Here is an 11,387-nt window from a genome sequence, read left to right as displayed (position 1 = left end):
CGTATGCGAATTGACCCGGCTCTCGGCCGGAGTGCGCTCAACTGCCCTCTCGCCAAGCACGCCACAACCGGGCGTACTGGCCGCCCAGCGCGACCAGTTCGCTGTGCGTTCCCTCCTCCACCACGCGCCCCGCGTCCAGCACGGCGATCCGGTCCGCCGCCATCGCCTGGGTCAGCCGGTGGGCCACGAACAGCGTGGTCCGGCCGGAACAGGCGGCCAGCACGGCGCGTTCCAGCTCGGCCGCGCCCTCACTGCCCGCCTCCGCGGTCGACTCGTCGAGTACGACCACGGGTGAGCGGCTGAGCACCAGCCGGGCCAGGGCGATCTGGGCGACCTTGGTGACGTCCAGGCGTTCGCCGCCCTCGCCGACCGGGGTGTCCAGACCGTCGGGGAGCAGGTCGAGCCATCCCCCGGCGCCGACCGTGCGCAGCGCGTCCCTCAGCTCGTCGTCGCTCGCGTCGGGTGCGGCGAGCCGCAGGTCGTCGGCGAGGGGGCCGGAGAACACATGGGTCTCCTGGGTCAGGATGCTGACCAGGGCGCGCGCCCCGGCCTCGTCCGTCCCCGCGAGGTCGTGCGTCCCGATGCGCACCGACCCGGCCTGTGGTCGCCCGATGCCGGCGACCAGCGCGGCCAGGGTCGACTTGCCGGCGCCCGTCGCCCCGACCAGGGCGAGGGAGCCCCCGGCCGGGATGGACAGGGACACGCCCCGCAGGACCGGGTCCTCGGCCCCGGGATAGGTGAACGTCAGGTCCCGTACGGTGACGGCGTGGGGCGTGTTGTCGGCAGCGGCCACCGAGCCGTCGCCCACCAGCCGTTCCTCGGAGGGCTCCGAGAACACGCCCACCAGCCTGGTGAGGCTCGCACCGGACTTCTGCGCCTCGTCGAAGGTGAACATGATGGCGCCGAGCGGGGTGAACAGGCGGTGGAACATCAGCGGGGCGGCCGACACCTCGCCCAGGGTGGCGGCGTCCGCCTCCAGCAGGGCGTACCCGACGACCAGGATCAGGACGAGCCCGATGAACTCGGCCCGGTTCTCCCGGCCGACGAACCGTCCGAAGAAGCGGAACACCTCGACCCCGAGGTTCCGCACCCGCCACGACTCGCTGGTGACCTTCTCCCGTACGGAGTCCTCCATACGGTAGGCGCGGACCGTGTCGATGCCGTTCAGTCCACTGATCAGGGCCTGGGCGCGATCGGCCTGGGCCACCCGCTGTTCGCGGTAGAGCGGCGCCGAGCGGGGCAGGTACCAGCGGAGCGCCAGCGCGTAGGCGGGCAGGGCGCCGGCTCCCGCCAGGCCGAGCCGCCAGTCGAGACCGAACATGCCGATCGTCGCGATGGCCACCAGGACTCCGGCCGAGAACACGGTGGGGATGGCCGTACGGATGCCCTTGGAGAGCACGGCCACGTCGTCACCGACGCGGGACAGCACATCCCCCCGACCCACCTGCTCCACGCGCGCGCTCGGCATCCCCAGAACGGCTCGCACGGCTTCCTCGCGGAGCCGTGCGAGCAGTTCGGCGCCGAGTCTGCCGATCAGGTACGTGGAGGCCGCGGAGGCCGCCGCGCCGAGGAGCGCCGCACCCACCATCAGCACCCCGACGGTGAGCAGTATCGAGCGTGAGTCGCCGCCGACCACCCCGTCGACGACCCGGCCGAGGAGCAGCACCGGGAGCACCTGCAACGCGGCCCCGGCGACCGTGGTGAGCACGGTGGAGGCGGTCAGCCACCGTGCCCTCCGGCAGTGCTCGGCCACCCAGCGGGTGGCTTCGCGTCCGGTGGCCGTGCGCAGGGTCGTCCCGGCGAGGGGGGTGGTTCTGGTGGTAGTCACACGGAGACCGGTTCTCGCCGAGGGAGTCGAGGGAGGGGGCGTCGGATCGTCATCGTTACTTGACCGAGGCGACGAGCTCGTCGATGGCGTACGGCAGGGAGAGCAGGGTGCCCTGGGACATCGCCGCGCCGATCGCCGGTCCCTCGCTGTCCAGCAGGTAGGAGACCTTGCCGTTCTTGACGGCCGGGAGGTTGTCGAACAGCTCGAACTTCTTCAGCGCTTCCGTGTCGGCCTTGTCGTTGATGACGAAGATCCGGTCGACGTCGATGAGGTCGATGCGCTCGGGCGAGAGCTCGGTGGAGAATCCGCCGTCCGCGATCTTGTCGATCTCGGTCTGGTAGCCGAATCCGGTGCCCGTGATGAGCCGGCCCCGCACGTCCGTGGAGGCGAACGCGGAGATCGAGTCCTTGTACCAGGACAGGGCGACGGCCTTCTGTCCGCCGAACTCGGGGTGCGCCTTCTTGGCCGCGTCCAGCTTGGTCTGGATGCCCTTGACCAGTTCGGCGCCCTCCTTCTCCTTGCCGAGCGCCTTGGCGATGTGCACCGCGTTGTCCTGCCACGGGGCGCTGAAGAGCTCCTTCTCGCCCTTGGTGCGGCCCACGGTCGGGGCGATCTTGGAGAGCTTCTCGTAGGCCGCCTTGTCGACCTCGGAGTAGACCGCGATGATCAGGTCCGGCCGCAGGGAGGCGATCTTCTCGAAGTTGGGGCCCGCGTCACCGTTCTTCATGACGACCTCGGGGCGCGTGTCGCCCCACTGGTCCTTCACCCAGGGCCACTGCGTGTTGATGTCGGGCGTCTGTCCGGCCGGGTTCGGGTATTGGTCGACCATGCCGACCGGCTTGACGCCGAACGCCAGGACGGCCTGGTCGTCGGTGTAGCCGACGGTGACGACACGCTGGGGAGCCTTGCTGACCTCGGTGGATCCGAACGCGTGCTCCACCGTGACGGGGAACGCGCCCCCGGCGGCGGCAGGGGCGTCGTCGTTCTTCTTCTCCTCCGCCGAATCGGTACCGCATCCCGCGAGGAGACCGACGCCCAGCGTCGCGGCGGAGACGGCCGCGGCCAGCCGCTGCCACGGCTTCACAAGCGTCGTTCGATGGAGAGACATCCAAAATCCCTTGCTTTCGCACTGTCCACTGCGCCCCGGTACGAGGGCAGCCAGACTGTACCCCGGGCAAGTGAGGTCAGCCTAGCCTAACCGGATAACTTTCCATCGGTCACGCTGAGTTGGATCGGCCAGGTGGTCAGCGGCCCTGTGGTGCGGGCCCGTTCGACGGTTCGCGCCGGACGTGTGTGCGGCCGATCGGCACGATGAGCGGCCGGTCGCCCACCGGATCGTCGATCACCTCGGCCCGCAGCCCGAACGCCTCGTGGAGCAGTTCGGCGGTGATCACGTCCCGGGGGTGTCCCTGCGCCAGGACGGCTCCCGCCCGCATGACGACGAGGTTGTCGCTGTAGCGCGTGGCCAGGTTCAGGTCGTGCAGGACCATGACCACGGTGCGGCCCGACTCGTGCAGATCGTCGACCAGGTCGAGTACGTCGATCGCGTGGGCCAGGTCCAGGTAGGTGGTCGGCTCGTCCAGCAACAGCAGGTCGGTGCCCTGAGCCAGGGTCATCGATATCCACACGCGCTGGCGCTGGCCGCCGGAGAGCGAGTCGACGGGCCGGTCGGCCAGGTCCGCCACCCCGGTCATGGCCAGTGCCCGCCGCACGACGTCGGCGTCGTCGGAGGACCACTGCCGCAGCCAGCTCTGGTGCGGGTGGCGTCCGCGGGCGACGAGGTCGGCGACGGTCAGCCCTTCCGGGGCCACGGGCGCCTGCGGCAGCAGTCCGAGCTTCTTCGCCACGTCCCTGGTACGGAGCGTGCCGATGTCCTCGCCGTCCAGCACGACGGAACCGCCTGCCGGTTTGAGCAGTCGGCTCAGGGTCCGCAGCAGGGTGGACTTCCCGCACCCGTTGGGGCCGATGATCGTGGTGATCACGCCGGGTGGAACGGTTACGTCGAGCTGGTCGATGACCGTGCGGTCGCCGTAGCCGACGGTGATGCCCCTGGCTGCCAGCCGTGGGACGTCCTCGACGCCCGCTTCGGTCCGGGCGGTGAACTGAGCGGCCACAAGCCCCCCTTGTTGAGGTCAGCCTAACTTCTACCATCTACCGGAGGTTCGCCCGTACCAACAGGTAGACGAGGAACGGTCCCCCGATCACCGCGGTGACCACCCCGACCGGCAGACCGATCGGCAGCGCCGCGCGGGCGAGAAGGTCCGAGCCGATCAGCAGCAGCGCGCCCACCAGCCCCGAGGCGATCAACGGCGGCGTGGGCCGGCGCGCCAGACGCATCGCCACCTGTGGTGCCACCAGGGCGACGAACGGCACCGGACCCGCCGCGCTCACCCCCACCGCGGCCAGCAGGACGGCACAGAGCAGCAGGACGGCCCGAACCCGCGTGAACCGTACGCCCAGCCCGGCGGCGACGTCGTCGCCGAGGTGCATGGGCTTGAACGGGAAGGCCACCGCGGCCACGACGACGAGCAGGACGAGGGTGCCCCAGAACGCCACCCGGACCTCGTCCCAGCTCCGGTTGTCCAGCGAGCCGATCAGCCACACCTGGGCGCGCGCCACGTCCCGGATGTCGGCGGAGGCCAGCAGCCACACCGTTATGGCCTGCATCGCCGCGGTGACGGAGATGCCGATGAGGATGAGCCGGAAACCGTCGATCCCGCGTCGCCAGGCGAGGAAGTACACCAGCAGCCCCGTGCCGAGACCGCCCAGGAGGGCCGCCGAGGACAGCCCCACCGAACCGGCGATCGCCGCGGCGGTGCCGCCCGTCGCCGTCACCAGGAACACCGCGACGGCGCCGGCTCCGGTGGTGATCCCCAGGATGTCCGGGCTGGCGAGCGGATTGCGCGCCACGGACTGGGTGATGGCCCCGGAGAGGCCCAGGGCGATGCCCACGATGAGACCGGCCAGCGCCCGGGGCATCCGGAGGTCCATGACCACGAACGCGTCGACCTGTTCGCCCCGGCCGAAGAGGGTGGCGATGACCCGGGAGAGGCCGATGGGAAAGTCACCGACGGCGATGGAGAGACAGAAGACCAGGAAGGCCGCCGCCGCGAGCACCAGCGTGACCAGTACGAGCCAGGGCCGCCAGACGAACGACACCTGGCCGAGCCGCACGCCCCGCGGCATCGACGCTCGCACTTCGGTTCCGCTCATGGGCTCCTGGACTTCCCTCGTGTGCTCGTGGACCCGCATCACGCGCTCCTGAACTTTCCTCGCCACACCAGGAGCGCGAAGAACGGGGCTCCGAGGAGGGCGACGACGACGCCCGACTCCAGCTCCCCCGGCCGCACGACCAGGCGGCCCACGATGTCGCAGACCAGCAGCACACCGGCGCCGAGCAGCCCCGCGTACGGCACCAGCCAGCGGTAGTCGGGGCCTGTCAGATAGCGGGCCACGTGGGCCACCATGAGCCCGAGGAAGGCGATGGGCCCGCAGGCCGCCGTGGCGGCCCCCGCCAGCAGCGTGACGGCGACGATGCCGATGGTCCGGCTCACCGCGATGTTCACGCCCAGGCCGCGCGCCACATCGTCGCCCAGGGTGAGCAGGTTGAGGGCGGGCAACGTGATCAGCGCCAGGACCAGCCCGACGGCGATGAACCCCGTCACCGGCCAGATGACGTCGAAGCCGACGCCGGCGACAGAACCCGCGTTCCAGAATCGCAGCGCGTTCAACGACTTCTGGTCGGAGAGGGCCACCGCCGTGGTCATCGCCGCGAGGAACACCGTGACGCCCTGTCCGGCCAGAGCGAGGGTCAGGGGGTTGCCCGCGCCTCTGCCGATGCTGGCCAGGCCGAAGACGACGACGCCGGCGATCCCCGCGCCCACGAAGGCGAACCAGACGTACTGGAACGGGTCGGTGAATCCGAACAGGGCGATGACCGACACCACGGCGAAAGAGGCTCCGGCGTTCACACCGAGCAGTCCCGTGTCGGCGATCGGGTTGCGCGTGTACCCCTGGATCAGCGCGCCGCCCACGCCCAGGGCCAGGCCCGCCACGATCGCGAGGACCGTGCGGGGCACGCGCACGGTCTGCACGATGAGCCGGATCTCGGTGAGCTTCTGGTCGGGCCCGGGGTCCGCGAACAGCCCGTGCCAGACCTCGGTGGGGCTCAGCGCGCGCGCCCCGACGGCCATGGACACCGCTGCCGCGATCACCAGGGCCACCGTGAGGACGCCCAGCCCGACGACCCGCCGCCGTCGGGTGTCGGCCGTCCCCCCGGGCACGGGGCGCTCCACCTCAGTCGTGAACATGTCGAGGAACGATATCCCTTTGATCGGAGTGGTCCCGCGGGGCCCACCCGGCAGGTCGCCGGGCGGGCCGGAAGCCGGAACTCACGGTGCGTCGACGGCGCTCGACGCGCTAACGCGGCGTGGCGCCGCCGGACGCCTCCGCCACGGGCCTGGACTCGTCGGAGGTGGACTTGACCCGCCGGTCGAGCAGGGAGTCCAGGATCTCGCCGACCCGTATCGCGGTGTTGGAGAGCAGCGAGGTGGTGATGCCGTGCGTGTGCTCCGTACCGCCCTGGAGGTAGATGCCGCAGCGCAGGCCGGGGTCGGTCACGATCCGGTAGTCGCGCTCGACCCGTACGCGGCCGGCGTCGTCACGTGCGCAGCGCTCCGCGACCTCGCCGAGGACGCCGAGCGGGTCGGCGGGGCTGTACCCGGTGGCGAACACCACGACGTCGGCGTCCAACTCCGACTCCTCGTCGGTCACCAGGGATTTGACGGTCGCCCTGACCCCGTCGGCGTTCTCCTCGACTCCGGTGATCCGGGACACGTTGAGGAAGCGCAGCCGTTCGGTTCCCAGCACCTTCTCGCGGTACATCTGGCGGTAGAGGTCGTCGATCAGGTCGATGTCCACCACGGAGTAGTTGGTGTTGCCGTGGTAGGCCATCAGCCGGCTCTTGACCTCCTCGGGGGCGGCGAAGTAGTCGTCGACCGCGTCGGGGTCGAAGATCCGGTTGGCGAAGCTGCTGTCGTCGGCGGGACTGTAGCCGTAGCGGGAGAAGACCGCGCAGACCTCGGCGTCCGGGAAACGGCGGTGCAGGTAGGCGACGTTCTCGGCGGCGCTCTGGCCGGCGCCGACGACGACGAACCGCGAGGGCGAGGCGTCCTCCAGGCCGTCGACCTTCCGCAGCAGGTCGGAGTTGTGCCAGACGCGTTCGCCGCGCTCCACGCCCTTGGGCATGAGGGGGCGCAGCCCGGTTCCGATGACGAGGTTGCGGGCCCGGTGGACAGCCAGCCCCTCTCCGGACCGGACGGTCACGTCGAGGTACTCCACGGTCCCGTCGTGCACGAACGGTGCGACGGCGACGACCTCGTGGCCGTAGGAGACCAGGTCGTCGACCTTGGCCGCGGCCCACTCGAAGTAGTCGTGGAACTCCACCCGCAGCGGGAAGAGGTTCTTGTGGTTGATGAAGTCGATCAGCCGACCCCTGCTCTGCAGGTAGCAGAGGAAGCTGAATTCGCTGGCCGGGTTCCGGAGCGTCACCAGATCCTTGAGGAAGGACACCTGCATGGTGGCGTCGTCGATGAGCATGCCGCGGTGCCAGCCGAAGCTCGACTGCTGCTCGAAGAAGTGGGCGGTGACCGAATCCTGCCTGCCGACCTTGCTGTTGTGCTCGCTGAGCGCGATCGCCATGGCCACGTTCGACGGGCCGAAGCCGATGCCGATGAGGTCGTGGACCAGTGGTGTGTCGCCAGGAAGAACCTGTGACATGTCACTCCCATTCGTCTGGGAAAGTCGCCTGTCAGGCATGGAGGTTGATGGCGAAGGGCGGGCAGGCCGACGGCACCGCCCACCAGAATTTAGGTGAGCCTAAGCTGACCAACAAGCCTTGTCGATAGGGCAACTGGGGTGACAATTCGCTGACGGCTCGTCATGCGTGCTCGATGGCCTGCCGTGTTGCCGACTCAGGTGAGGCTTGCTTTACTTGCCCGGCCCATCCCTGCCCCGAGGAGGAACCCATGCGGGTCGTCATGTTCGGTTACCAGACCTGGGGGCACCGCACCCTGCAGGCCCTCCTCGAATCCGAGCACACGGTGGTGCTGGTCGTGACGCACCCCAGGAGTGAGCACGCGTACGAGAAGATCTGGAGCGACTCCGTCGCCGATCTCGCCGAGGAGCACGGGGTACCCGTCCTGATCCGCGAACGCCCCGACGACGAGGAGCTGTTCGAGCGCCTCAAGGAGGCGGACGCGGACATCATCGTGGCCAACAACTGGCGGACCTGGATACCGCCGCGCATCTTCGGCCTCCCCCGCCACGGCACGCTGAACGTCCACGACTCGCTGCTGCCGAAGTACGCCGGATTCTCGCCGCTGATCTGGGCGCTGATCAACGGCGAGAGCGAAGTCGGCGTCACCGCGCACCTGATGGACGACGAACTCGACGCCGGCGACATCGTCCGCCAGGAGGCGATAGCGGTCGGCCCGACGGACACCGCCACCGACCTCTTCCACCGCACCGTCGACCTCATCGCCCCGGTCACCATCGGCGCACTCGCCCTCATAGCCTCCGGAGAGACCGAGTTCACCCCCCAGGACCGGTCGAAGGCGACCTTCTTCCACAAGCGGGCCGCCGAGGACATCCGTATCGACTGGAGCTGGCCCGCCGAGGATCTCGAACGGCTGATCCGCGCCCAGTCCGCCCCTTACCCGAGCGCCTTCACCTTCCACCGGGGCCGGCGGCTGGAAGTCCTCTCCGCCGTCGTGTCCCAGAACCGCTACGGCGGCACGCCCGGCCGGGTGTTCTACCGGGAGGGCGAAGGCGTGGTGATCGTCGCCGGGGCCGACGCCCGCACCGGCCGCAACCACGGCCTCGCGATCACGCGCGTACGGACCGAGGACGGCCGCGAGCTGCCCGCGACCGAGTACTTCACCTCGATGGGCGGCTACCTCACCGGCCGCCCCTGATCCGTGGGGCTGCCGCCCGGCCCGCTGAGCGGGCCGGGACGGCGGCCGGGGCCGTCGAGGCGTCGATGCGGACCAGCCGGTACCCCTTGGGCTCCGCCTTCTTCTTCCGGCCCGGCGACATGGTCCGGCGGCGCGCGCTCTGCGCGGCGCCGAAGAGCGCGCCGAGCCGGAGGTCGCCTCGCCTCGCCTCAGGCGATAGAAGGCGTCCCGCTTCGCCCCCACCGGAGCACCCCCCTGAGCACCCACCGCGACGAACGACACGCCGTCCAGCCCGGCCACCACGGCCTCGGCCCAGGCATCCGGTCGCTCACTCGCCAGCTCACTCTCGGCCGGCGCGTGCGCCGACCGGGACGGCGGACAGGTCCTTACGGACTCGTGACGGGTGCGCGCCGCGCCCGGTCCGGCGGCTCGCCGGGCCCTAGCGTGGCGGTCATGCGCGTACTGGTCACCGGCGGAGCCGGGTTCATCGGGTCACATGTCGTCACCGCACTCACCGCGGCCGGGCACGAGAGCGTGGTGCTGGACGCCCTGCTGCCCTCGGCCCACCCCGGCGGCGTGCCCCCGGAACTGCCGGGCGACCGGGTGGTCGTCGGGGACGTCCGGGACCGGGATGCGGTGGCGGACGCGCTGGCCGGGGTGGACGCCGTGTGCCACCAGGCGGCCATGGTCGGCCTCGGCAAGGACTTCGCGGACGCCCCGCTGTACGTGGGGTGCAACGACCTCGGTACGGCGGTGCTGCTGGCGGAGATGGCCGCTGCCGGGGTCCGGGACCTGGTGCTGGCCGGGTCGATGGTGGTCTACGGCGAGGGCCGCTACGCCTGCCCCCGGCACGGCACGGTCCGCCCGGGACCGCGGGCGGAGGCCGATCTGCGGGCGGGGAACTTCGAGCCTCGCTGCACGGACTGCGGGGCGGAGCTGACGCCCGGTCTGGTGGCCGAGGACGCGCCCGCGGACCCGCGCAACGTGTACGCGTCGACGAAGCTGGCCCAGGAGCACCTCGCCGCCGCGTGGGCACGGGCGACGGGCGGCCGGGCGGTGTCGCTGCGCTACCACAACGTGTACGGGCCGGGCATGCCGCGCGACACCCCGTACGCCGGCGTCGCCTCGTTCTTCCGCTCGGCCCTGGCACGCGGCGAGGCCCCCCGGGTCTACGAGGACGGGGGCCAGCGGCGCGACTTCGTCCACGTCCATGATGTGGCGGCGGCGAACGCGGTGGCCCTGGAGGCCGTACGGGAGCGGCGGCCCGCGTCCTTCGCCGCGTACAACACCGGCAGCGGCGAGCCGCACACCATCGGGGAGATGGCCGCCGCGCTGGGCGGCGCGCACGGCGGACCGGACCCGGTGGTGACCGGGGAGTACCGCCTCGGGGACGTCCGCCACGTCACGGCGGACTCGCGGGCGCTGCGCGAGGAGCTGGGCTGGCGGCCCCGGGTCTCCTTCGCCGAGGGGATGGCGGACTTCGCGGCGGCCCCGCTGCGTGGTTCGGCGGGCAGCCGGCAGGAGAGCGCCGTCACGCTGTCGGGAGCGTGACGGAGAAGCAGCGGCCGCCCTGTACGTTGCGGACCTCGGCGCGCCCGGCGTGCATCGCCGTGACGGCCACCCCGGCGACGAAGCGCAGCGAGACCACCAGCGAACGGTGCCGCAGGAGGCGCAGGACGCCCGCGCCGAGGAGTCCGGCGGCCGCCGCGCCGAGAAGGGCGAAGAGCGCGATGAGCAGGACGTCCTTCACCGCGAACGGCCCCCGGCCGGCGGCACGGGGGCGGTGGCCGCGTCCTCCTCCGCATGGCCCGCTTCGGCGTCCAGGCGGTAGCCCACGCCCCACACGGTGCGGATGAGCCGGGGGCGGGCGGGGTCCGTCTCGACCTTGCCGCGCAGCCTGCGGATGTGGACGGTGACCGTGGACAGGTCGCCGAAGTCCCACCCCCAGACCTCCCGCATCAGCTCCTCCCGCCCGAACGCCTTCCCGGGGTGCCGGAGGAGGAAGGCGAGCAGGTCGAACTCCCTTAGCGTCAGGGCCAGTCCGCGCCCGTCGCGGTAGGCCTGCCGGGACGCCGGGTCGAGGCTCAGCCCGCCCGCGGACAGCGGACCGACCCCGTCCGCCGGTACGGCGGCCCGGGCGCGGCGCAGCACGGAGTCGACCCGCAGGACCAGTTCGCGCGGGCTGAACGGCTTGGTGACGTAGTCGTCGGCGCCGGTCTCCAGTCCGAGGACGCGGTCCTCCTCGTCACCGCGGGCGGTGAGCATGATGACGGGGACCGGGCCGTGCTCGCGCATCCGGCGGCAGACCTCGAACCCGTCCATGGCGGGGAGCATCAGGTCCAGGACGACGAGGTCGGGCCGGTGTGCCAGGAACCGTTCCATCGCGGCGGGGCCGTCGCCGGCCTGCTCCACGGTGTAGCCGGCGCGGTGCAGATAGCCGACGACGACCTCGGCGACGGTCGGGTCGTCGTCCACGACGAGGACCCGGCCGCGCGCCCCCTGCGGGACGGGCGCCGGATGCCGGGCGGGCGGGGTGTTCTCCATGGCCTTCACTCTGGCACCCCGGCCCCGGGAGACCCGGGCCCGACCACCCCCATCCGGCCGAT

Annotated in this window: 10 protein-coding genes; 2 read left to right on the top strand and 8 right to left on the bottom strand. The window is 71.3% G+C overall.

What is annotated here, in order from left to right:
* Nucleotides 1–37: 37 nt before the first annotated feature.
* From AC3CH1_RS34585 to AC3CH1_RS34560, 6 genes are all read right to left on the bottom strand, one after another.
* Nucleotides 38–1,828, bottom strand: coding sequence for an ABC transporter ATP-binding protein (locus tag AC3CH1_RS34585; protein ID WP_488466486.1), 1,791 nt, complete (start codon nucleotides 1,826–1,828; stop codon nucleotides 38–40).
* Nucleotides 1,829–1,883: 55 nt separating this feature from the next.
* Nucleotides 1,884–2,936: an iron-siderophore ABC transporter substrate-binding protein gene (locus AC3CH1_RS34580; RefSeq protein ID WP_488466485.1), complete on the bottom strand. Its 1,053-nt coding sequence runs from the start codon at nucleotides 2,934–2,936 to the stop codon at nucleotides 1,884–1,886.
* Between the two features lie 136 nt (nucleotides 2,937–3,072).
* Nucleotides 3,073–3,942, bottom strand: a complete 870-nt coding sequence (locus tag AC3CH1_RS34575; RefSeq protein ID WP_488466484.1) for an ABC transporter ATP-binding protein — start codon at nucleotides 3,940–3,942, stop codon at nucleotides 3,073–3,075.
* Nucleotides 3,943–3,979: 37 nt separating this feature from the next.
* Nucleotides 3,980–5,041 carry a FecCD family ABC transporter permease gene (locus AC3CH1_RS34570; RefSeq protein WP_488466483.1) on the bottom strand — a complete coding sequence of 354 codons (1,062 nt, stop codon included), beginning with the start codon at nucleotides 5,039–5,041 and terminating at the stop codon, nucleotides 3,980–3,982.
* 38 nt (nucleotides 5,042–5,079) lie between these two features.
* The gene (locus AC3CH1_RS34565) at nucleotides 5,080–6,138 is read right to left on the bottom strand and encodes a FecCD family ABC transporter permease (protein WP_488466482.1); all 1,059 of its coding nucleotides are present in this window, start codon (nucleotides 6,136–6,138) and stop codon (nucleotides 5,080–5,082) included.
* A gap of 109 nt (nucleotides 6,139–6,247) precedes the next feature.
* Nucleotides 6,248–7,606 carry a lysine N(6)-hydroxylase/L-ornithine N(5)-oxygenase family protein gene (locus AC3CH1_RS34560; RefSeq protein ID WP_488466481.1) on the bottom strand — a complete coding sequence of 453 codons (1,359 nt, stop codon included), beginning with the start codon at nucleotides 7,604–7,606 and terminating at the stop codon, nucleotides 6,248–6,250.
* A 248-nt stretch (nucleotides 7,607–7,854) separates the two neighbouring features.
* Between AC3CH1_RS34560 and AC3CH1_RS34555 the strand changes: the two genes are divergently transcribed.
* The gene (locus tag AC3CH1_RS34555) at nucleotides 7,855–8,802 is read left to right on the top strand and encodes a methionyl-tRNA formyltransferase (protein WP_488466480.1); all 948 of its coding nucleotides are present in this window, start codon (nucleotides 7,855–7,857) and stop codon (nucleotides 8,800–8,802) included.
* A 432-nt stretch (nucleotides 8,803–9,234) separates the two neighbouring features.
* Complete coding sequence (locus AC3CH1_RS34550; RefSeq protein ID WP_488466479.1) at nucleotides 9,235–10,332, top strand: NAD-dependent epimerase/dehydratase family protein; 1,098 nt, start codon at nucleotides 9,235–9,237, stop codon at nucleotides 10,330–10,332.
* Here the strand turns inward: AC3CH1_RS34550 and AC3CH1_RS34545 are convergent.
* Both AC3CH1_RS34545 and AC3CH1_RS34540 read right to left on the bottom strand, forming a co-directional pair.
* Complete coding sequence (locus AC3CH1_RS34545) at nucleotides 10,313–10,531, bottom strand: hypothetical protein (RefSeq protein ID WP_488466478.1); 219 nt, start codon at nucleotides 10,529–10,531, stop codon at nucleotides 10,313–10,315. The two genes, AC3CH1_RS34550 and AC3CH1_RS34545, sit on opposite strands and share 20 nt — an antisense overlap.
* Nucleotides 10,528–11,325, bottom strand: coding sequence for a response regulator transcription factor (locus tag AC3CH1_RS34540; protein WP_488466477.1), 798 nt, complete (start codon nucleotides 11,323–11,325; stop codon nucleotides 10,528–10,530). Before AC3CH1_RS34540 ends, AC3CH1_RS34545 begins: the two co-directional genes overlap by 4 nt.
* Between the last annotated feature and the right edge of the window lie 62 nt (nucleotides 11,326–11,387).

This window comes from Streptomyces sp. MGP-P1 (assembly GCF_057766565.1).
The sequence above is the reverse complement of the archived record's forward strand: the minus strand, read 5'-3'. Positions and strand labels throughout refer to the sequence as shown.

Bases quoted from the DNA above. Each gene is read 5' to 3' on its own strand.
- AC3CH1_RS34560 (WP_488466481.1), bottom strand. From the start codon at position 7,606: ATGTCACAGGTTCTTCCTGGCGACACACCACTGGTCCACGACCTCATC.
- AC3CH1_RS34580 (WP_488466485.1), bottom strand. From the start codon at position 2,936: ATGTCTCTCCATCGAACGACGCTTGTGAAGCCGTGGCAGCGGCTGGCC.
- AC3CH1_RS34570 (WP_488466483.1), bottom strand. From the start codon at position 5,041: ATGAGCGGAACCGAAGTGCGAGCGTCGATGCCGCGGGGCGTGCGGCTC.
- AC3CH1_RS34555 (WP_488466480.1), top strand. From the start codon at position 7,855: ATGCGGGTCGTCATGTTCGGTTACCAGACCTGGGGGCACCGCACCCTG.
- AC3CH1_RS34550 (WP_488466479.1), top strand. From the start codon at position 9,235: ATGCGCGTACTGGTCACCGGCGGAGCCGGGTTCATCGGGTCACATGTC.
- AC3CH1_RS34540 (WP_488466477.1), bottom strand. From the start codon at position 11,325: ATGGAGAACACCCCGCCCGCCCGGCATCCGGCGCCCGTCCCGCAGGGG.
- AC3CH1_RS34565 (WP_488466482.1), bottom strand. From the start codon at position 6,138: ATGTTCACGACTGAGGTGGAGCGCCCCGTGCCCGGGGGGACGGCCGAC.